A 22307-nucleotide genomic window follows, 5' to 3' on the forward strand; every position below is an offset into this window, starting at 1 on the left:
AGAAAACCTCTACTTATATGGCCTAATTTTCTAAATTGTAGTAAAATTCTTTTTAGTATACAAAAGGAGCCCTGAAATATGAATATATCAAAAAAATATATACACATTGCACTCATTTGGTTTTTAGCATCATTATTTTGTTTACAAATCTCTTATGCCATTCATACTACTACTTCTATTACAATCGGCTGGATATTAACAGCTATCTTCTTCATTATTAGCTTCATTGCAACAAAAAAGCATAGTGTTACTCATTAACGCTATGCTTTTCCTATAAAACTATTCTTCTGAAACATCTAATAAATAAATACCTCTTTCAAATCCACCGCGCTCTATCTCTTTTTGCTTACGAAGGCGTTCCACATCTTCAATCGATGCACCTTCTGCACGTGCTAATGAAATGATAACCTCTAGCGCATCTGCAAGAGAATCTAGTGCATGTTCGCGTTCTTTCATAGAAGCAAATTCACGAATTTCTTCCGTTCCAATTTTCGCTAAAGCTTGTATGTAGGCTTGACCTGTTAATTTTTGTGCTGTATATGTTTTTCCAGACATTAAAATCTTCTCTGGAACACGATCTCTTACTAACTTGTTATATGCTGACATCATTCATCCTCCTATATTTAATAACATCCGAGCTCTGCTTTATAGAAAAACCATTTTTTCTTCACGCATGCACTTAACATATCAATTCCTGATCCATGTGCTCTTACATGTGGAAAGAAATAGTGCTCTAAGTCTTCGTCCTTACCATATAGAGTTTGATACTCATCTGGAATCGCTTCTTTTTTCACATCTTTTTCTTTCGTCACCCCGTCAGAAAATGCAACACTTGGATGTCCCTCAAAAAATAACGCAGTCCGAACTGCCAAAGATGGTGTACTATGCAAAGCAGAATATGTAAGCAAAATAATAGTGATAACACCGATCATTTTCTTCATGTATTACTCCTAAAAAAAAGTGCTAACACAATTATACTAAAATGTGTTAGCACTTTCTCCCCTTTATCCCGAATTAACGAGCTAATAATCAGTGAGGAATGGACAAACTTTATTCCCCTTTAAATGCTGGTAAACGTTTCTCTAAAAACGCAGCAATACCTTCTTTATGATCCGCTGTTTGTCTCATTGCATATTGACCACGCTTTTCTAATTGCAATGTTTGCTCTAAATTAGAGCGATTTACTTCACATAAAATTTGCTTCGTTTGAATCATTGCTTTAATCGGTTTTTGTGACCATTCATTAATCTTCTGCTTCACAGCCGTTTGGAAATCTTCGCCGATTACTTCATCAATTAAGTCGATATCAAGCGCTTCTGTCGCTGATAATTTCTTACCTTCCCAAATAATTTGCTTCGTCATATTTTCACCGACACGCTTTTGAAGGAAGAAATGACCGCCTCCATCTGGAATTAAAGCGATTCCAATAAAGTTCATTGCAATAACAGATGATATATCCGCCATTACATAATCAGCTGTTAACGCAATACTTAACCCAAGACCTGCAGTCGGTCCATGAATTGCACTAATAACAAGCTTTGGCATCGTATATAATGTCACGACAACTTCAGAAATGGTATTCATAATGCCATCAAACTTACTTTCATCATTACTTGAAAGCATCGATTTAATATCCCCACCCGCAGAAAAACCACGGCCGTTCCCGCATAACACAACGATATGCGCAGAACTTTCCGCTACTTCTTTCAACTTTTGTAATAACTCTTTTAAGGTCGGCTCATCCAACGCATTTAACACCTCTGGGCGATTGACCATAACCGTTGCAACGTGGCCTTCATATTTCACAACGACAGATTCTGTTTTACTTGTTATTTCCATTATATATACCCCTCTTTTCTCCATAAAGATTATACTTATATAATTATAGAAAACCACTGAAAAATCCTTCTTTTTTCTCAATTTTCTGTCTAATAATCTCGCAATTTGTACATATACCGTATAAAACATACAATTCCGTTGAAAAATATAGAAATTAAAGTCGGTTTATCCATGCTTTTCATCTATTTACCATTACAATGAAATGGTGTATTCTTAAGTTTGATAAAAAAACAAATATTGAAATTCATTCGCCTTACTATGTAAAAAAGGCTTTATACCCATCTTTTGGGTGTTGTAATAAAGGAATGAAGAACTGGAGGAACATATGGTTAATAAGTTGAAACAAACGGATAACTACTTCCCACATTTCCTATTGCTATTCATTGTGTTTCAACCAATTTTAGATTTATTAACATCTTTTTCAATCTATATACTACACATGAGCGCAACAGTTGGAGTTGTAGTCCGTTTCGCCTTTATGCTTCTTGCATTAGGATACCTACTTCTTCATCACAAACAACAAGATGCGAAAAAGTACATCCTCTATTTATGTTTACTCGGAATCGCACTCGCAATCGGTCTTGTAAATAATATGATGGTTAAATCTCCAATTTCATTTGGAGAAGAAGTTAAATTTATCTTAAAGAGCATATATCCAATTGTGCTACTGTTTGGATATATTATCGCCTTTAAAGAGCTAAAAAATAAAGAATATGTATTTCATAAAATCATTACATATTTCTTATATGCAACTTTAATTTTAAGCATCACAATGATTGTCGCAATGCAAACTGGAACGGATTTCCCAAGCTATCCTCATTCAAAAATCGGTTCAAGAGGTTGGTTCTTCGCTGGAAATGATTTAAGTTCTCTTTTCGCCATTATGTTCCCAATCATTGTCTTATATTCAATTCATAAAACAACTTCTTTCTCGAAAATATATTACTGGATTCCAACAATACTTGCGATGTATGCAAGTATTATGGTCGGAACGAAAGTCGGATATGGCGCAATTGTTATTACATTAGGCGTAGCACTTTTCTTCTCATTCCTTGAGTACATGATAAATCGTAAAAAAGAAGGAAAAGGATTCACACATATTGTAAATACCGTTGTTGCCGCTGTTATACTAGGAGGTTTAATTGTTCTTACACCGCATACTCCTATCGCAAAAAATATGGGCATTCACATGCAAATATACGAATACAAAAAATCAGTACAAGAAGAGAAAGATCGAAAAGAAGGAAAAGTAATTAAAGAAGATCCAGAAGATGCAAAAAAACATGCAAAAGGTGAACTTACAGATTCTGAAGTAAAAAGTTTAATTTACAGCGATCGCGACAAATTCTTAAAAACATACAAACAGTACTATAAAGACGCACCGCTTTCACAAAAACTATTCGGAATGGGTTACGCTGGTAACTACACAGATAAAATTAAATTAATTGAAATGGACTTCCATGACCTATTTTTCGCATTTGGAATTATCGGTTTCCTTATTTACTTAATACCACTTCTATACTTTGGTATTACATTATTCATCCGCATGATCACAAACTTTAAGAAAATCATGACTGTAAAGTATATGCTATTAGCGAGCACACTCATTCTATCACTTGGCATTGGCTTTATGTCTGGCCACGTATTAACAGCGCCAGCCGTTAGCATTTTCTTCGTTGTTATACTCGCCTATATCATTGTTGATTTTGAAATTGAATAAAAAGAAGGTGCTACGAAATATTAGTAGCACCTTCTTTTTTATTTAATTAATGTTTTACGTACTCTAAGCTTTCTTTTGCAATATACGCTTCTGTTACAGTAGGATTATCTGAAATAACTTTAACCCACGCTTTTCCATTTATTATTTCTTCACCAGTAACTGTGACAACTACATTTGTATTTAAACGATACAGTCGCTCATTTGATATACTAGGATTCTTTTTCACTTCCACGTTATTCATCACACGTGCAAGTTTGTACTTGTTGTATTCTTTTTTACCTAAATAAGAATCAAAACGGTTCATATGCCCCGCTACTTTTTTACCCCAGTTCGCATCAGATGCATATTTCGCATTTAAACCAGCAGCTTTATCACCTGTATATGTTGCTGTATAACGCCAATGTCCTGGATTTAAATATCCTTCATTCATGTATAATTTTGCTGCATGTTCAATACAATCTTCTTTTGAATTGAATGCTTCTCCGTTACCATATGGACTATCGTCTGTTGCTTTTAAACCAAATAAATTATTTTTGTCTTTTGCAAGAGCGCTTGTTCCATAATAACTTTCATGAATTGCTAATGAATATAAGAATAATGCATTTACATTATACTTGCTTTCTACTTCTTTAAATTTCTTTCCTAAACCAATTAATGGAGAGTCTGGCTTAATCGATTTCACATAACTATCTAGTTGTTCAGCTGTATAATCTGTTTTCGAACGTAATGATAAATAATTGAAATATTGATAGAAAGTTTCGTCTCCGAATGTCTTTCCATCTACACTATACATTTGCTGTCCTTGCTTCATGAAAGAAGGTGCCACACCATATCTAAATTCTGTATATCCAGGTGAACTTGTATTATATGTATAATATTTATGGTATAAATATCCATCTGATTTCACATAATAAGACGACTGTTTCATTTCATTGGTAGGAATTAAAGTGATTTCATTCTTCTTCACATAACCTGTCAAACCAGAAAGTTGAACTTTCACACGATCTTCGCCAACTTCTAACACTTTCAATTCTGTTCCATACTGAATATACGTATATACTGTTGCTAAATTCTCATCATAAATATTAATGATGTTTTGCCCAGTTATTCTTTTCGCACTTGCAAAACCATCTTTAATCCATAAAAATTCGTTCTCATATTTTACCGCATTCATACCTTTATTTTGAGCAGCCGTAACCGCTTCTTTATACGTATTATAGCGCTCTACTTCTTGCTCTGTTCCGTTTTCTCTTACATTTGTCACAACATATTTCTTAGTTTCTACAGGATTGGTATTTCCGTTTTTTTCAATCGTCTGAAGCATGCGATCCAACATAGCTGAAGCCATCCCTCTTGTAGCTGATAAATGTGGTCTAAATGTATTATCTTCTGGATACCCTTTAATAATTTGAGTAGCCACCATAACTTGCACATGCTCTTTATAGTTAATACTATCTTTATCAGTAAAGGTAAGCGGACTTACAGCTACTTTAATATTTTTATAGTCTAACGCTCGCTTTACCATGATCGACATTTCTTCACGTGTAATCACATCATTTGGTGAGAACGTCTCGTTCGTACGACCATTAATAATTTTCGCTCCATATGCTCTACTTACACCATCATATAAACCGTAAGTCTTCGGCACATCCTCGAAATTCGAATCAGCTTTCGGTAAATTTAAAGCCCTTGCTATGAATGTAGCAAACTCTGCTCTTGTTACTAATTTATCAGGCGCATATACATTGTCTCCATACCCCATTAAAACTCCTTTAGTAATAAGTGAGCGCATATGCGTCTCAAACATATGTCCTGTAATATCATCATTTGCCGCATAACTTGAAATAGGAGTTAAAAGTAATGATCCCGTTAATGCCACTGCTGTTATACCTTTTGAAAAAGTCTTCAAGGTTATCCTCCTCGTAATCTACGAATTTATTATCACAAATTTGATTATATAATAATCACAATCATTTTAGCATAATAAATAGGAATTAAAATAAAACGTTTTTTAATTAGAATTTTCATTACATTCAAAACAAAATAAAAGGCACTTTACTTTTTTAATAAAGTGCCTTTTTCCATATGACCAATGAGTTTCTTTGTTGCCTGTTTGCCTTGCAACCGAAGCTCATCTATTGTCAATTGTAACTCTTGCTGCACAGTTCCTTGTTGCATTAATTGCTTTTTCGCAATCTCATATAAATATTCAGCACTCCATTCGCCATCCACACTTCCTATAACTGGCTGATTCACTTGACTTAAAAACGAATCAATTTTCGGATCGTATGAAATCCCGACCATTGGAGTTTTGGCTACAGCAGAAAAAACTAGTGCATGAAGACGCATACCAATTAGTAATGAACATTGTGATAAAATGAATATTTTCTCGTCGATATCCATTTTATATGGAAGCATATACGTCTCTTCTCCCATTAAGTCTACTACTTCACGCGAAGCTTTTTGATCAAATGGCTCATGCATTGGAACAAATAGAATTTGGTATCCTTCTTGCTTTAATTTTTTTAATGCCGCAGCTAATTTTTTTATATAATCTTCTTTTGCATTCCAATAACGCACACTAACCGCAATTACTTTTCCATGTATCGAATGCTTTTGCAACCAATCCGATTGTTTTGTCCGTTTCCATGTTAAAACAGGGTCTGGAACAATTTCAATATCGTTTTTTATGCCAAGTTCTTTTAAATATAAAAACGAATCCTCATCTCGAACTGATACATAGGAAGCTTTTGACAAGTTCCATTTTACTAATAGACGATTATATCCTTTTGTAATTGGACCTATTCCTTGTGAATAAATATAATACGGCTTTTTTAATAATCGAGCGAGTCCCATAATACCCGTATAATATAGAATACTCTTCGTACTTGTCTGATCTTGAAGAAGGCTCCCGCCACCGCTAATAACTCCATCACTGTTTTTGATTGCATGATAAACAGCTTTTATATCCCAGCGATCTACCGATTCTACACCATACATTTCCTTTGTATATTTAGAATCATTTGATAGTACTACTAGTTCTATATCCGGGTTCTCTTTACTTAACGATTCAATAATTGATTGTAGAATCGCCTCGTCTCCAACATTATAAAAACCATAATATCCTGATAAGACTAAACGCACCCTAAATCTCCTCCAAAACTAGGTAACCGTTTATTTCATCTAACATAAACTAGTACCCATTCCTTACCTAAACACTTGATACCCTACATAGTTTCCTCTTTATCAGTTCATATGAATTATAATAAAAATTAAATTTCTATATTTATCTTTTCAAAAATGGTATTTTGTTTATTGATATCCATTTTAATTTCAAAGCACATACACCATACAAAATGGTTGTAATACTTAATGCTATACCACTGAATAATAACGTCATAATTCTTGAAGATGTAATATTTATCACATTACATAGTTCATACAATCCTAGTCCCAAAATACATGCTATTGCTAGCACACCAAAAAAGCTTTTTAAATGAATAGAATAGGCAATATAGCTTCGAATATACAAATGATTTACAATACAAACCAATACGTAAGTAATGAATGTACTATACGCCGCTCCATCTATACCAAACTTCTGCACGAACATTATGTTTAACACGACTTTCACACAACTCGCACCAATAACAATCCATGCAGCTTGTGCAGAACGGTTAATGCCCTGTAAAACACCTATTGATAATACCATAACCGCAGTAAAATACGAACTGCCAATCATAACTGTTAACATACTACTGCCTTTTACATCTGTGAACAATCCGACATTTAACGGTACTGTTAATGCCATCAACCATATTGTTAACGGTGCTGTCAAAACATGCGCTAGTCGATTTGTATTTTGAATTGTTATTTTCGCCAAATTTATATCTCTTTTGGCCAATGCGGAAGTTAAGAGTGGTATTAACGGAAATACAATTGCACTTGCAAAAATAACAATTATTTGCGTGAATGCAAAACCGCGACTGTAAATTCCAAATTGTTCTTGAATTTCTGTTGATGATCCTTGTAATACATGCGGTATTGTAAGCGAGTCTACTAAATTTAAAAGTGGCATTGATAAAGCTCCAATAGCGATTGGGATCGATACCCGCAATATCTTTTTGCCGTTTTCTCTTAAATCTCGGAGCGAATAGGAATTGCTTTTATTGTAGTATGGACTTCTATTATATTTTATACGCAAATATATAAGCGAACTAATGACTCCAAGAAAAGAGCCAACCATCGCACCACTAGTAATAACAGTATTACTCTTATCCCATGATACTAGTATGTAAGCAATTATTAACATAAAAAACACACGTACAAATTGCTCAATGACCTGTGATACCCCTGTTGGTTTCATATCACCGAAACCTTGAAAATACCCTCTATACACCGCCATGTATGGCGCAATGAGTAATGCTAATGAAGTAATAAGCAACGGCATTCTAGTTTCTTGTCCACCAAGCATATTTGCAATTTCAATAGAAAATAATACAATGACTAAACAGCCGAAAACGCCAAATGCTATCCCAATAATTGACGCTGATTTAAATAATTTCGCAATTTCCTTTTGCTTATTTTTTTCGTTCAACTCTGCAATTAGTTTCGAAATTGCAAGTGGAACTCCGGCTACCGATAATGTAAGAGCAATCATATATACAGGAAAAACAAGGCGGAAAATACCGAGCACTTCATCTCCTGCAATATTTTGTAATGGAATTTGAAAAAAACTACCCAGCAATTTCGACAAAAAAGTTGTAATGGTTAAAATTGCTGCTCCTTTTACAAATGTTTTATTCATATTTTTTCTCTTTTCTTTTATACATATACTCTCAAACATATTGTTTTAAACGATAGGAATTCACTTTATCCCATTGGTTATCATAACAAATTTATTATAGGTTGAATACTTGGTTTTTTTTTCAAAATAGAAAAGAGAACCCATTTAAGCCTGTCTCTTCACAATATTTTTTCTAATTCCTTCCATTATATATGTACACACTATAACCGTTTCTGTTACTCAAAAGAGCCCTTCCTCTCTATCACTGCGATACATATTACTAAAAACATTATAAAAATATCCCACAACTCTACATTATAATTTATGTAAGATTGTGAGATATTCTAATTACCATCTAAACACTTAAAATTTTCAATTGCTCTTTCTGTTCATTGCTTGCCATTACTGCGATTGTTTTTTCAATACTCGGATGTACTTGCTCAAGCTTTACACTTGCTCCTACTTTATTTGATTGCTCAACAAAATTTAATAATGCCATAGCTCCTGATACATCCATATAACGCACATCTTTCATACGTAAAACAACCGGTGACTTCACATCTTGTAAAGTAGAGAAAATACGATCTACTGATAGGAAAGAGAGCGGTCCTTGAATTGTGTACGTTTCTTCTTTTTCTTTTACGATAGAAGTTTTGCGTTCTTTACATTTCACCATATATATGATGAACGAAAGAATAATACCGAATGCAACAGCAATCATTAAATCGAACTTCACCGTTACAATCATCGTTACGAGCATAACAACGACATCACCTTTAGGAGCGACATGCATCTTTTTCATGCTTCCCCAATCGAACATTCCAATACCAGTTAAAATTAAAATACCTGATAATACAGCAAGTGGAATATATTGTACGACCGAACCAAGACCCATAATAAAAATAAATAAGATAACACTATGCATACATGCCGAAAGTGCCGTTTTACCGCCACTTCTTATATTCACGATAGACCTTACAGTCGCACCTGCACCTGCTAATCCGCCAAACAATCCGCTCATCATATTACCGATACCTTGTCCGACCAGTTCTTTATTACTTTTATGACGTGTACCTGTCACATTATCCATTACGACCGATGTTAACAACGAGTCAATCGATCCTAATAAAGCAATACTAAGCGCTGGCAAAATAAGTGCTGCTATTCCTGTTCCACTTAAAGATGGAATATGAAGCGTAGGCATCGCTTCTGGAATGGTTCCAATCTTTTCAATTACTTTATTTAGTGAAAGATTTCCGATAATCGGTAACTTTACTGTAAGTCCTTCGAGTAAGGAAGAAAATAAAGGAAGCAAAGCTGTCACACCGACTAGTGCTACTAAACTAGACGGAATCGCCTTAATCCATTTACCAGAAACAATCATTACAATAATCGTTAACACAACAAGTAAAAAACTATTTTGTACGTGCTTTATTTCGCCTAAAATAATGATTAATGCAATACCATTCATAAATCCCGAAACGACAGGATACGGAATATATCGAACGTAAGAACCGAGCTTACATACACCGAATAAAATTTGAAATAACCCTGCCATCATAAAGGCAATAAAACTTGCCTCTAACCCGTGCGTCGCAATAACTCCTGTTGCAATAACGGTAATTGGTCCTGTTGGCCCTGTTACTTGCCCAGGTGTCCCGCCAAATAACGCTGCGAATAAACCTGCAAAAATCGCACCATACAATCCAACAAGCGCTCCCTCAGACGTTCCTGTCGCGGCAATACCAAATGCAATCGCAAGTGGTAACGCAACAATCGCAACAGTAAATCCTGCTAAACATTCCTTTGCTATTTTTTGAAACATAAAAAAACCACCTTTGTATAAAGTCCATGTTCCATTGTACACCTAAAAAGATACATTCGTTAGCTCACTTTTTACATTCTCGTGACGTAAACGTATTCAATGAAAAGTTTCCCCCTTATCTTTGGAAACAATTGCAACTATGCTATAATGAACAAATTAAATCTTTTACTATATACTTGGAGGCACTATGCTAACTTTTGAAGAAAAATTATCGATTATTGAATCTTTCCCAGAACTAGAAAGAAAGAACGTATCATTAAAACGTGTAAACTTCCACTTTGAAGAAAGTCGTTTAGATAAAAAGAACGTTGTATTTCATTTACACCCAAATGGAAATGGATTTGTATATGCAAGCGGTATTAAAGGTTATAAAACAGATGATAAAGGCATGGTTAACATCCGTGAGTTTTCAGCAGAGGAGTTACGTTCAGTAATTGCGAAATCAATTGACCTTCTATCACAAGAAGAAGTAGTAGCACCTGTAGAACCTGCGAAAGAAGAAGAATGGCAGAACGAAGATGGTCATATTCTTACTCTTATTTCAGAGGATGACATGTGGAACGTGTACGCTGGTGTAAACTTAGACGGTACATTCAACTCTTATCCAGAAGCTGCGGAATACCTTGATGAAGAAGGCTTTTCACGCAAATAAAAATAGAAACCTATTTCATTCAACGACTTTTATAGTAATCAAAGAAGACACTTAAGGTGTCTTTTTTTGTTATATAAACTCCTTTCTCACACTATCTCTACTAATTTTCATAAAATGATTCAGAGGAGGTTTATATGAATACAACTGCTAAATTAATAAATTGGAAAGAACATGGCGATATGATTATTCTAGAATGTGAATTAAATGGAAAACGCTTCGAGATATCAACATATAAACAACGAATATATAATGCACACCTTTTATCAGCTGACGTTTATATTCGTTTAGACTCATTTGATAATATAATTGGAATAAATATTTATAAAAAGTAAGAAAAGCCCCCTATTCCGTAGGCGGGCTTCATCTTTATTACACAATATTAGAGTATACTCTCTTTTTTTCATACAGTTTATGTAATTATACATATTCATTAAAAAATACACTAAATGAATATTACATGTAGTAAAATATAACTTGTGGGCACGTTCTATAAAGCAGATTCTTTTAAAAGGCGTAACATATCAATTATTATAGGGGATGTGGCGTCACTTCGATATTGATCTCAAATCTCTTGTCTTTTGTGAACTAACAATCTAGTGTATATAGACGATTCTGCTTTATAGTGTGTGTTTACACTTATAACAAAGGGGTAATGGTAATACGGATAGATTCCGATTCGTATGAAATGAAATGGTTCAAGTCGGAGAGAGGCACCTTAAGGTGTCTTTTCTTTTTGGACATTACATCCATTTTGTGTTTCCACCTTATTTCAAATGCGCTAATTAACCTTCACCAAGAAAAAATGAGAATTAACAAAGATATTGTTTCTTCTGTTTAATACAGAAAAATGCAGGATACCCCATAGATATGGGGCATCCTGCATTTTCTATTTTTTCGCACCTTTCAACGACTCCCTCAGTACAAACTTCTGCAACTTCCCGCTCGCATTACGAGGGAGTTCATCTACAAATAAATAATGACGCGGACGTTTATAATCTGCTAGTTCATCACTTTCTTTGCAATACGTTTCTAAATCAGCTTCAGTTATTGTTTCATCTTTCTTCACAATAACTGCGACAACACGCTCTCCCCATAATTCATCTGGCTCACCAAGTACCGCCACATCTAATATACCTGGATGACTATGAAGGAAATCTTCAATTTCACGAGGATAAATATTTACGCCACCGCTAATTACCATATCATCAACGCGATCAGCAACGAATAAATAACCGTCTTTATCAAAATAGCCTAGATCACCAGAATGATACCATCCTTTATACATCGATTTTTTATTCGCTTCTTCACGATTATGATAGCCAGCCATCATAGTTGGGCCGCGTAAAATAATTTCTCCCACTTCATAAGGAGGTAATACATCATCTGGTTCTGCCGGTGCATCCTCGTTCGGTTTCACAATACGAACTTCATGGCTAAAACATGGCGTGCCTGCTGAACCAGCTTTGGTAATTTGATCCTCCTCTACGAGAAATGCAACAACTGGCCCCATTTCTGTCATTCCGTATATTTGAACAAGATCAATATAAAGACGTTCTTTACATTCCTTCACTAACGCCGGTGCCATTGCTGCTCCGCCATATATACCGATTTTCATTGACGTTAAATCATACTGAGCTAAATCTTTTTGCAACAACATATTCCACATCGTCGGCGCTGCAAAGAACGTCGTAATCTTTTCTTCTTGAATCGTATGTAATACTGTTTCTGTATCAAAATGATGCAAAATAACATTCTTTCCGCCAACTTGAATGCGTGGTATGATTCCGGCATTTAATTCACCACAGTGATATAAAGGTGCAACAACAAGCCCAACGCTATCTCTATTATATTTTAGGAAATACGTACAAATCATACTATGCTCAGCCATTTCACGATGGCGATGTAACACGCCTTTCGGATGACCTGTCGTACCGCTCGTATACAGCATAGAACAATAATCCATTTCATCAATTTCGATATTTACTTTCTCAGAAGATGCTTCATTCACTTTTTCATGGTAGGAACTTGCATAGGAAGGTTTATCGTTTTCTATAGACCAAAAAGATGTATTTGGAAAATCTCTTTCAATTATAGCAACAGTTGACTCAACTGCTTTTTCAAAGACAACGATTTTCGAGGATGCGTCCTGAAGAATATAAGATACTTCTTTCGCCTTTAAGCGGAAGTTAATCGGGTTAAAAATCGCACCAATTTTCGCACAGGCTAAGTAAACGTTTACAAATTCACGGCAATTATATAAGTAAACAGATACCGTATCTCCCTTTCTTACCCCTTCTTCTAATAGAGCGTGTGCCGTTTTATTTATTTGTTCATCCCACTGTTTATACGTCCAGCGAATATTTTTTTCAGGTTCCACTAACGCCTCTTTATTTGGATACTTACCAACTGATAAATCAAAAATTCTCCCTATCGTCATATACATGCCAACGATTTCCCCCTTTTCTCTTTCATAAATCTATCATTTCGTCCATAAGTAGACATTGTCCTCTAATGATTTGACTAATTTTTCTGATTATTATCGACATAGTTTTACATACGGTACCGCTAGAAGGTAAATGAAATTATATCGGCGATTTTCCGGATATATCGACCGTAACTTGAAATATATCAGCGCAACTCGAATTATATCGGCGATTTTCAAAATATATCGACTTACCGACAAAAACTGACAAGATATAATCGGACCGCCTACAGGATAAAAAAGAGGTTGTTCCGAGTCGGAACAACCTCTTTCTTCTTATGCAAATAGCTCTTCTAAAATTTTCAGTTTATCTTCTGTATATTTCACAAAGCCATCGTTATATGATTTTGGATCTTTCGGATTCGCAAAGTGCGTAATTGCTCCCGTCTTCGGGTGAACAAATTTACTTGATGCACCACAACCAAGTCCGATAATTGATTGTACTTCTTCCATAATGACAATGTTGTAAATACTTTCTTGCGTCGGCATTGCATAACCAACGTTCTCTAAGTTACCTAAAATATTCTTTTGACGATATAGGTAATATGGTACGTAATTATGCTTTTGCGTCCACTCTTCTGCTTCATGCATCATCGCTGTAATTTCTTCGCGACCTGCTACTTTATATTTACGTTTGTTTTGCGTCATTTCAGAAGCACGTTTAAATGATAACGTATGAACTGTTAATGATTCTGGCATTAACTTTTCTGTTTCATCTAACGTATGCTTGAAGATATCTAACCCTTCACCAGGAAGACCAATAATTAAGTCCATATTAATATTGTTCATTCCCATTTCACGAGCTAAATGGTATTTCTCAATTGTTTCTTCTACAGTATGATGACGTCCAATTGCTTTTAGTGTCTCTTGATGGTATGACTGCGGATTAATACTAATACGGTCAATATTCCATTTATTTAACACTTCTAGCTTTGCTGGCGTAATTGTATCTGGGCGACCTGCCTCAACTGTTACTTCACGCACATTTTTCACATCTGGGAACGCTTCATACATTTCTTCATACAGCATATCCATCTCTTCTGCTGTAATACTTGTAGGTGTACCGCCGCCGTAATAAATCGTCGTAACTTTTACACCTTTTTCTTTTAAAAACTTACCAATTTCACGAACTTCATAATGTAAACCACCTAAGAACGAATCAACAGATCCTTGGCGTCCATTAATTGCATAAGCCGGGAATGTACAATATGCACATTTCGTTGGGCAGAACGGAATACCGATATAAATACTTACTTCTTCTTTCAAACGGTATAAATCCGGAACAACTGCTAATTGGCAATCAACAATGCGCTGAAGAAGTTCAATTTTCTCTTCATGAATTAAATAACTTTCACGAAGTTCTTGATGCGCTTCTTCTTTTGACATACCATTTTGAAGCATTTTGTGAAGAAGTTTCGTCGGACGTACTCCCGTTAAAATACCCCAGCTTTGTTCAATACCAGTTAACTGCTGAAGAACAGAAAGATATACATAAGAAACAACGTGTTTCACTTGCTTCATACGCTCTTTTTCATCTGTGAAAGCAGATAGATCTTTCGAGAATGTTTCTTCATACACATTTCCTGTGCTAACATCCGTTAATCGAGCGGATGCTTTCACATTATCCTCAATGTGTATATCAACGATCAGATTTGCTTCCTCTTGTTCAAATCCAATCGTACTATCTTCAAAAAATAAGCCGCCAATATTTTGTAGCGGACGTAAAAAACGATCATCTTGTAACGTTTTAATTGAAATTAACAACATTATCACCTTTTCATTTGCAAACTCTCTTTAGTTTACTTGAAGGGCGTTTACAGGTCAATACAGAAGGTTTTACCTGTTTCTCTTACATTTTTTCAAATAATTCTTTTTATGAATATCGCTCATGTATATAGACATCATCATTTTCTCTTGTTAAAATTTATTAGTGTTAAAATCGATACATAGTGAAAATACAATATAAAAGGAGGACTGTTAACACTAGATTCCACAATCTAATGTGTTAAAAACAAATATGAAAAAGAAATTTTATAGTGTATTAACTCTCTCTCTTGCATTACAAACTGTTCTTGCACCTACTTATTCATTTGCAGAGAGTGCTGAAAAATCCGCCGAAGTATATACGGAGGATCAAGTTTTTAAAAGTATTAAGGAGCATGTTAATGAGCATAGTACTCATGAAGAAGATATCGAGGTTACTGGCCAATTCCTACTATACACTTCAAAAAAACATTCATTATATACCGCGAATGATTTAAAAAACAAATCGAATATCGAGATTACAGAACAAGTCGTAACGGCGACAAAGAAAAAAGGAAATGCTTACTACATAACGACGCCAACTGGCGCTGGATGGATAGATAACAATGATAATAGCTTAGAAGTTCAAGAGATTCATAAACTATCTAACCAAAAATTAATCGTAAAAGAAGAAGCTTCCATACATGCACTTCCGTTCCAATCGTTTAAAGAAGAAGGGAAACTAGAGCCACAAGTCATTACTCCTACTGAACAAGCTGGAAATTGGTTTAAAGTCCAAATAAACGAAACAGCAAAATGGATTTATGCACCTTCTGCTACATTTGAAGGTACAAAAGCTTCATTATTAAAAAACAGTCGTACTGCTAAAAACAGTTTATTGAGATCGCCAGAAGCTCTACAAACAAACAATATTTATGGCGTTACATTTAAAGAAATGATTGTCCCAAAAGGAAATGACGATATTCGACCTGGCTACCCGATGGTGCCTAAATATATTACGATTCACGAAACGGCTAATACAGCGAAAGGTGCTAATGCTCTAAATCATGCAAAATTCTTAGATAATCAAGCACGCGGAACAGCTGATCGCGCCGCATCTTGGCATTTCACAGTAGATGATAAAGAAATTTATCAACATCTTCCGGTAAATGAAGTTGGATGGCATGCTGGAAATAAAACTGGAAACTATGAATCTATCGGAATTGAAATTGCCGTTAATCAAGATGGAAACTATGAAAAAGCGGTAGAAAATGCCCGTAAATTGGCAGCTTATTTAATGAACGACTTAAATATTTCTCTAGATAAGGTCCAAAAACACCAATTTTGGTCAGGAAAAAACTGCCCTGCGTTTATGATTCAACGCGGACAATGGGATGCTTTCTTAAAAGGAACTGAAACATACTATAAAGAAAATCAAAAAAATCCAGTAACTGATGACATTACAGGTGGCTGGTATGAACAAGACATTCGTCAATTAGCAGCTAGAGGCATTATGCAAGGAGAAGGAAACGGCAAGTACTTCCCAGAACGTCTTGTAACGCGTGCTGAATTTGCTACATTAATTACTCGTGCTTTACAATTACCAAGTGGAAATGCTAAGTTCACAGACTTAGAACAAGTACACCCATCTTTAAGAGACGGTATTAATCGTGCAGCAAGCGCAGGCATAATCCGCGGACGTGGTGATAATACATTTGATCCAAATACTACAATTACACGCGAAGAAGCTGTTATTATGATTGATCGTTCTCTAAAACACGCTGGTATTTTTGCAAAACAAGTTGAACTACCATTCGTAGACCAAAACTTAATTTACGCTAAAGAAGAAGTACAAAGAGTATATGGATATGGAATTGTAAAAGGTAATGAATTGAATCAATTCGTACCAAAAGGACCATCACAACGTGCACACGCAGCTGCATTTATAAACAGAATGCTTAGCGTAATTGAAGCTTAAAATATTTATCTGTATTAATTTAAAAGGCATCAGAGATTGTATATCTCTGATGCCTTTTATACATCCGTTAACTATTTTTAGCCATGAATCTTAAACGTATTCCTAGTAACAGAAGCATAAAACCGATGAATGGAACGTAATTCGTATTGTGTCCTGTAGCTGGGAGTTGTTGATTATTAGAAGAACCTTGTCCTTGTTCTGGTAAATTAGGTTTTTCTACTCCCTCACCTGGCTTTTCTGTTCCTTCACCTGGCTTCTCTGTTCCTTCACCCGGCTTTTCTGTTCCTTCACCCGGCTTTTCTGTTCCTTCACCCGGCTTTCCTGTTCCTTCACCTGGTTTTCCTGTTCCTTCACCTGGTTTTCCTGTTCCTTCACCTGGTTTTCCTGTTCCTTCACCTGGTTTTCCTGTTCCTTCACCTGGTTTTTCCGGATCTTTATCTGTATCTTTTTTATTTGTAATTTGAAGCTTTACAACTTCAATTTTTTCATTAGAAATCGTAAATTTCATTTCCTTATCGGATAAAGTATATCCTTCTGGCGCTTGGATTTCTTTTAAAGTGTAATCTCCTGGTTCTAACTTCTTAGAAGTCGCTTTACCGCTCTTATTTGTTGTTAATGTGTCGATTTTTATTCCGTCTTTCCAAATTTCAAACACTGCGCCTGCTAATGTTTTATTTGTATTATTAGCATCTACCTTTGTAATTTCTAATTGACCTGTAATTTCTTCTTTTACTTTTTCATTCATAACTTCTTGTTTTACTACTTCGTTCGCTACAACATTTACTTCTACTGTTACTTCTAACGCCTTATAACCTTCCGGCGCTTTCGTTTCTTCTAACGTATACCTTCCTGGCACTAAGCTTTCGAATTTCACAACGCCGTCTTTATTCGTTGTTTTCGCTTCTCCAACTACTTGACCAGCTTCGTTCTTTAATTTAAATTCCGCACCTGCTAGAACTTTTCCACTCTCTGCATCCTTTTTGATTACTTGTAAGCTTCCTAGTTCTTTTGCGTTTTCTATTTGTACTTCTACTACTTTGTCTGCTTCCACAACGACTTCAATTTCTTCTTTTAACAACTTATATCCTTGTGGTGCTTTCGTTTCTTTTAATTTGTATGTTCCTGGCTCTAATTTCTGAGAAATTACTTTACCAGTTTTATCTGTTCGTAACGTATCTACTTTTTTACCATCCTTATACACTTCGAATTCTGCATCTGATAATACTTTCGTTTTATCTTGAGCATCTACTTTTACGATTTCGAATTGCCCAAGGCTCTTACTGTTCGTTACTTTTACATCAATAACTTTTTCACCGTCAACTGTTACATGAATTATTTGTTTTGTTAACTCATAACCTTCTGGTGCTTTTGTTTCTTCTAACGTATATTCACCTGGCACAAGTCCGTCTACCTTAACCGTTCCAGACTTATCTGTTGTAATTCCTTCTTTTACAACATTTCCTTTCGCATCTTTCAATGTAAATTCTGCGCCTGCTAAGCGTTTCGTTTGATCTTTATCATCCATTTTAATAATTTGTAGAGAACCTAAGATTTTTTCGTTTTCTGCCTCTACTTTTACTACTTCTTTCTCGTTTTGAATTGTTACTTTCCATTCTTTATTTGAAAGCTTGTAGCCCGCTGGTGCTTTCGTTTCTTTCACTGTGTATTCACCTAGCGGTAATTTCGGTGACATCACTTTTCCACTCTCATCTGTTTTCAGTTCCGCTACCTTTTTACCATCTTTATACACTTCGAATTCTGCACCTGATAACAATTTCGTTTTATCATTCGCATCTACTTTCACAATTTCGAATTGACCTGTTACTTTTTCATTCGTAACTTCTTGTTTTACTACTTCGTTCGCTACAACGTTTACTTCTACTATCACTTCTAGCGCTTTATAACCTTCCGGCGCTTTCGTTTCCTCTAACGTGTACTTTCCTGGCACTAAGTTTTCGAATTTCACAACACCGTCTTTATTCGTTGTTTTCGCTTCTCCAACTACTTGACCAGCTTCATTTTTCAATTTAAATTCTGCACCTGCTAGAACTTTTCCACTCTCTGCATCCTTTTTGGTTACTTGTAAGCTTCCTAGTTCTTTTGCGTTTTCTATTTGTACTTCTACTACTTTGTCTGCTTCCACAACGACTTCAATTTCTTCTTTTAACAACTTATATCCTTGTGGTGCTTTCGTTTCTTTTAATTTGTATGTTCCTGGCTCTAATTTCTGAGAAATTACTTTACCAGTTTTATCTGTTCGTAACGTATCTACTTTTTTACCATCCTTATACACTTCGAATTCTGCATCTGATAATACCTTCGTTTTATCTTCCGCATCTACTTTCACAATTTCAAATTGACCTGTTACTTTTTCGGGAATCTTTTTATTCACCACATCTACAGTCAATACTTTATTAGCCTCTACATCAACAGAAACTGAACTAGATGATAATTCATACCCTTTCGGTGCTTCTACTTCTTTTAATGTATAGCTTCCAACTGGAAGTCGTTTCGATAAGGCTTCACCTTTATCATCTGTAACAATTGTTTCCACAACTTTCCCATCTTTATCGATAACATCAAATTTTGCACCTGGCAGAAGTTGACCGGATTCACTATCTTTTTTCAATAATTTAAATTGGCCATTCTCTACTTTTTTCGTATTCTTCATAACAAGTTCAATTACGTTTGTATTATCAATTGTTACTTTGACTGGTGTATCAACTTTTATATATCCTTCTGGTGCATTTATTTCTTTTACAAAATAGTCACCAAGTGGTAAATCTTTAACTTCCGCAATACCCTTTTCGTTTGTTGTAACAGTAGCCACAACGTTATTATCTTTGTCTATAACATCAAATTTTGCGTCTTTTAAAACAATATTTCCATCGTTTTCATCAACTTTTTTAATTTGTAAATGTCCTTTTTCAGCTGCTGGTTTATTCCATTTTGGCCAGTTAAATTTAAAGTTATGAACCTCAAAACCATCTCTTTGGTGTAATCCTCCAACATAGGCTTGTCCATTAATAGAACCACCTTTTGTTTCTACAACTGCATTAGGTGCAAACACACTACCTACTACACCATAACCTTTAGTTGTTATCTTTGTAGCATTAGGAAATACCCAAATTACCTTACTAGCTAACTCAGTAAAAGATGAATTAGGGTCGTATGCTTGAGATGTATTAATTAAATCCGTCGCCATCCCAGTATTTCTTGTATCATACAAAATTGCACCGCCACCAAAACTCACTTCTTCTGCATCTGAATAAATAACAATAAAGTCTTTATTCTCTACATTCGGAAGAAAAACGTCTTTTACATCGAATGCTTTCTTTCCCGTCTGGCCTGAAGAGACATAAATATTAGGGTTGTTTACATCTTCACCGATTCCAAAGCTCATATTAGGTTTTGGCTTATCAGTGTGTAGTTTACTTGCATCCCCAATTACACCATCAACGTCTTTTCTAAATTCTTTAAACTTAGCATCAATCTCCGCTTGCTCTTTATAAGAGATACGGTCATATGATGTTTTCATCGCGCCATCTGGGTCACCGTCTTTTGTCATCGCCACTGTTCCATCTTGAATAATTACCTGTCCTGCTCCCGCTTTCGTAAATTGACCGCCTAGTAATAATGATGGATATCCTTCATCTATCCAAGTTGCTCCAGCTAAGTTATTTGCTCCAGTTGCAGCCGCTACGACTGTATAACTTGATGCGTTCATATTTTTCTGAACAGCCATCGCACCTTCAATATCAGCACTCGTTGCACTATGATCCCCAAAAATGATGGCGTTGTAATAAGATACATCACCTAAACCTTTTAACTCTGTTGTAGCTGCCTCTGCTTTAAATGGTAAATGGATTAAAAAATTCATACATATTAGTAATACAACTATTAAACTACTACTTAACTTTTTAATTTTTTGATTAAATGATTTCCTCAAGAAATTCATTCCCCCTTTTAAACTTCCTAAAATCACAAAAAGAAGTACATTTCATATGTACCAGGTCTTACTCACATTAACTTAAAATAATCCATTTAAATACAACAAAGGAACGCTACAACTACTTAATAAAATTACTACAATTCATTTTTGAAATAATACGTGAACTAAACTGTCATGCGGAAATACTTTTACGTATGGGAGCCCAATAAAATTAATCTGAAGAATATTTCATGTGGTGTAACTATTTTGACAACATCCTTCACTTTACATTAGTTTTCTAAAGGATTCAAGTGAATTGTATAGATTTCATACACAATTCACATTTTAAAACGTTTTCATTCATTTTAATAAGCTCAACAAAAAACGTAGCCAAAAAGCTACGTTTTTCTTTCATCGTTTCGGTGTATTTTTATGATTCTTCAAAAACGGAAGCGGGAACTGCTTACGGAAATGCTCTTTAATCATGTACTCTACACCGTTTTCACTATTTGAACGTGTAATCCAATCGGCTGCTTGCTTTAATTCTACAGGCGAGTTCCCCATCGCTACCCCAAGTCCCACGTTTTCAATAACCTCTAAATCTTCCATACTATCTCCAATCGCAACCATTTCATTTAGCGAAATATTTAAATGCTCTCCAAGCAATTGTAACCCGCGTAACTTTGATACATTTTGCGGTAAAATTTCTATTCGTTTTGAATCACATTCAACATACTCTACATCTTGGAACGCTTTTCTTAATGTATTTAGCCCGCGTTCTTTTTCACCTTTAGTTTGGAAAAGAACATCAATTTTTGGCGCCGCTACCGGATGGTCACGAAGCGCGTCACCTAACGAATCTACAAATTGAACTGGATAAAATAACGGATCTGCGCTTGATAATACAGTGCGCGCAATTAAGTTTGGTGTATTTCTCTCACGATTTCCTATCGAAAACCGTTCATGAGAAATACGTACGTTACAATCAAAGTGCTCTAACACTTGCACAATGTTAAAAGTCTTCTCTTCAGACAATCTTCTTTGAACGTACGGCTTATCTAACGTTGCTGAAACGAAAGCACCACCATGTGTCACTAATATAGAATCTAATTTTAACGCCTTTGCTACTTTATGAGCGGATTGAAAATTACGACTCGTAAATAACGTAACGTATACATCTTTTCTTTTCACAAATTCAATTGTTTCTCTTAATCCTTTTGCAATTTTTCCATTGTTGTATAGTAGTGTCCCATCTATATTAAGAGCTAGTAAGCGATAAATCATGTCGCACTCCCCCTCTTCGCTGTTGTACTCTATCCATAATTTATGAAATAAATGTAGCAAATAGAAC

16 protein-coding genes are annotated in these 22307 nt (G+C 35.1%); 5 read left to right on the forward strand and 11 right to left on the reverse strand.

What is annotated here, in order from left to right:
• Nucleotides 1-78 precede the first annotated feature (78 nt).
• Nucleotides 79-258: a hypothetical protein gene (locus tag MR136_RS17670; RefSeq protein ID WP_001027083.1), complete on the forward strand. Its 180-nt coding sequence runs from the start codon at nt 79-81 to the stop codon at nt 256-258.
• Nucleotides 259-279: 21 nt separating this feature from the next.
• Here the strand turns inward: MR136_RS17670 and MR136_RS17675 are convergent, their stop codons facing one another.
• The 3 genes from MR136_RS17675 to MR136_RS17685 all read right to left on the reverse strand — a co-directional run bounded on the left by MR136_RS17675 (nt 280) and on the right by MR136_RS17685 (nt 1863).
• Nucleotides 280-606: a nucleoside triphosphate pyrophosphohydrolase gene (locus tag MR136_RS17675; RefSeq protein WP_001277350.1), complete on the reverse strand. Its 327-nt coding sequence runs from the start codon at nt 604-606 to the stop codon at nt 280-282.
• Nucleotides 607-623: 17 nt separating this feature from the next.
• Nucleotides 624-941: a hypothetical protein gene (locus MR136_RS17680; protein ID WP_000738198.1), complete on the reverse strand. Its 318-nt coding sequence runs from the start codon at nt 939-941 to the stop codon at nt 624-626.
• A 109-nt stretch (nt 942-1050) separates the two neighbouring features.
• Complete coding sequence (locus MR136_RS17685; RefSeq protein ID WP_130055419.1) at nt 1051-1863, reverse strand: enoyl-CoA hydratase; 813 nt, start codon at nt 1861-1863, stop codon at nt 1051-1053.
• A gap of 301 nt (nt 1864-2164) precedes the next feature.
• On the opposite strand from MR136_RS17685, the gene MR136_RS17690 reads away from it, so the two are divergent.
• Nucleotides 2165-3559, forward strand: a complete 1395-nt coding sequence (locus MR136_RS17690; protein WP_146719240.1) for an O-antigen ligase family protein — start codon at nt 2165-2167, stop codon at nt 3557-3559.
• Nucleotides 3560-3605: 46 nt separating this feature from the next.
• Here MR136_RS17690 and MR136_RS17695 read toward each other — a convergent pair whose 3' ends face one another.
• From MR136_RS17695 to MR136_RS17710, 4 genes are all read right to left on the reverse strand, one after another.
• Nucleotides 3606-5468: an S-layer homology domain-containing protein gene (locus tag MR136_RS17695; RefSeq protein ID WP_000847498.1), complete on the reverse strand. Its 1863-nt coding sequence runs from the start codon at nt 5466-5468 to the stop codon at nt 3606-3608.
• A 146-nt stretch (nt 5469-5614) separates the two neighbouring features.
• Nucleotides 5615-6703 (reverse strand): polysaccharide pyruvyl transferase CsaB, encoded by a 1089-nt coding sequence (gene csaB / locus MR136_RS17700; RefSeq protein WP_242259548.1) that lies wholly within the window; start codon nt 6701-6703, stop codon nt 5615-5617.
• A 142-nt stretch (nt 6704-6845) separates the two neighbouring features.
• The gene (locus tag MR136_RS17705) at nt 6846-8366 is read right to left on the reverse strand and encodes a putative polysaccharide biosynthesis protein (protein WP_001044001.1); all 1521 of its coding nucleotides are present in this window, start codon (nt 8364-8366) and stop codon (nt 6846-6848) included.
• 334 nt (nt 8367-8700) lie between these two features.
• Nucleotides 8701-10170, reverse strand: a complete 1470-nt coding sequence (locus MR136_RS17710) for a SulP family inorganic anion transporter (protein ID WP_048655873.1) — start codon at nt 10168-10170, stop codon at nt 8701-8703.
• A gap of 187 nt (nt 10171-10357) precedes the next feature.
• Between MR136_RS17710 and MR136_RS17715 the strand changes: the two genes are divergently transcribed.
• Together MR136_RS17715 and MR136_RS17720 are read left to right on the forward strand one after the other, a co-directional pair.
• Nucleotides 10358-10822 (forward strand): hypothetical protein, encoded by a 465-nt coding sequence (locus tag MR136_RS17715; protein ID WP_146718339.1) that lies wholly within the window; start codon nt 10358-10360, stop codon nt 10820-10822.
• A 134-nt stretch (nt 10823-10956) separates the two neighbouring features.
• On the forward strand, nt 10957-11154 hold the full coding sequence (locus tag MR136_RS17720) for a hypothetical protein (protein ID WP_146718340.1): 198 nt from the start codon (nt 10957-10959) through the stop codon (nt 11152-11154).
• A 554-nt stretch (nt 11155-11708) separates the two neighbouring features.
• On the opposite strand, the gene MR136_RS17725 is transcribed toward MR136_RS17720, so the two are convergent.
• Together MR136_RS17725 and MR136_RS17730 are read right to left on the reverse strand one after the other, a co-directional pair.
• Nucleotides 11709-13265 (reverse strand): fatty acid--CoA ligase, encoded by a 1557-nt coding sequence (locus MR136_RS17725; protein WP_098214035.1) that lies wholly within the window; start codon nt 13263-13265, stop codon nt 11709-11711.
• Between the two features lie 315 nt (nt 13266-13580).
• The gene (locus MR136_RS17730) at nt 13581-15071 is read right to left on the reverse strand and encodes a coproporphyrinogen III oxidase (protein ID WP_001999181.1); all 1491 of its coding nucleotides are present in this window, start codon (nt 15069-15071) and stop codon (nt 13581-13583) included.
• Nucleotides 15072-15321: 250 nt separating this feature from the next.
• On the opposite strand from MR136_RS17730, the gene MR136_RS17735 reads away from it, so the two are divergent.
• On the forward strand, nt 15322-17025 hold the full coding sequence (locus MR136_RS17735; protein ID WP_146718341.1) for an S-layer homology domain-containing protein: 1704 nt from the start codon (nt 15322-15324) through the stop codon (nt 17023-17025).
• Nucleotides 17026-17092: 67 nt separating this feature from the next.
• On the opposite strand, the gene MR136_RS17740 is transcribed toward MR136_RS17735, so the two are convergent.
• Together MR136_RS17740 and MR136_RS17745 are read right to left on the reverse strand one after the other, a co-directional pair.
• Entirely contained in the window at nt 17093-20974 is a 3882-nt protein-coding gene (locus tag MR136_RS17740; RefSeq protein WP_242259549.1) for an MSCRAMM family protein, read from the reverse strand.
• A gap of 393 nt (nt 20975-21367) precedes the next feature.
• Complete coding sequence (locus tag MR136_RS17745; RefSeq protein WP_000640431.1) at nt 21368-22240, reverse strand: Cof-type HAD-IIB family hydrolase; 873 nt, start codon at nt 22238-22240, stop codon at nt 21368-21370.
• Between the last annotated feature and the right edge of the window lie 67 nt (nt 22241-22307).

The sequence above is a fragment of the Bacillus cereus group sp. BfR-BA-01311 genome (genome assembly GCF_022664295.1).
In the GTDB taxonomy this organism is placed as follows: domain Bacteria; phylum Bacillota; class Bacilli; order Bacillales; family Bacillaceae_G; genus Bacillus_A; species Bacillus_A cereus.

What these genes read in the sequence shown, in the direction of transcription:
- MR136_RS17745 (WP_000640431.1), bottom strand. Translation starts at nt 22,240, where the DNA reads ATGATTTATCGCTTACTAGCTCTTAATATAGATGGGACACTACTATAC.
- MR136_RS17670 (WP_001027083.1), top strand. Translation starts at nt 79, where the DNA reads ATGAATATATCAAAAAAATATATACACATTGCACTCATTTGGTTTTTA.
- MR136_RS17710 (WP_048655873.1), bottom strand. Translation starts at nt 10,170, where the DNA reads ATGTTTCAAAAAATAGCAAAGGAATGTTTAGCAGGATTTACTGTTGCG.
- MR136_RS17685 (WP_130055419.1), bottom strand. Translation starts at nt 1,863, where the DNA reads ATGGAGAAAAGAGGGGTATATATAATGGAAATAACAAGTAAAACAGAA.
- MR136_RS17705 (WP_001044001.1), bottom strand. Translation starts at nt 8,366, where the DNA reads ATGAATAAAACATTTGTAAAAGGAGCAGCAATTTTAACCATTACAACT.
- MR136_RS17720 (WP_146718340.1), top strand. Translation starts at nt 10,957, where the DNA reads ATGAATACAACTGCTAAATTAATAAATTGGAAAGAACATGGCGATATG.
- MR136_RS17730 (WP_001999181.1), bottom strand. Translation starts at nt 15,071, where the DNA reads ATGTTGTTAATTTCAATTAAAACGTTACAAGATGATCGTTTTTTACGT.
- MR136_RS17725 (WP_098214035.1), bottom strand. Translation starts at nt 13,265, where the DNA reads ATGTATATGACGATAGGGAGAATTTTTGATTTATCAGTTGGTAAGTAT.
- MR136_RS17690 (WP_146719240.1), top strand. Translation starts at nt 2,165, where the DNA reads ATGGTTAATAAGTTGAAACAAACGGATAACTACTTCCCACATTTCCTA.
- MR136_RS17675 (WP_001277350.1), bottom strand. Translation starts at nt 606, where the DNA reads ATGTCAGCATATAACAAGTTAGTAAGAGATCGTGTTCCAGAGAAGATT.
- MR136_RS17680 (WP_000738198.1), bottom strand. Translation starts at nt 941, where the DNA reads ATGAAGAAAATGATCGGTGTTATCACTATTATTTTGCTTACATATTCT.
- MR136_RS17735 (WP_146718341.1), top strand. Translation starts at nt 15,322, where the DNA reads ATGAAAAAGAAATTTTATAGTGTATTAACTCTCTCTCTTGCATTACAA.
- MR136_RS17715 (WP_146718339.1), top strand. Translation starts at nt 10,358, where the DNA reads ATGCTAACTTTTGAAGAAAAATTATCGATTATTGAATCTTTCCCAGAA.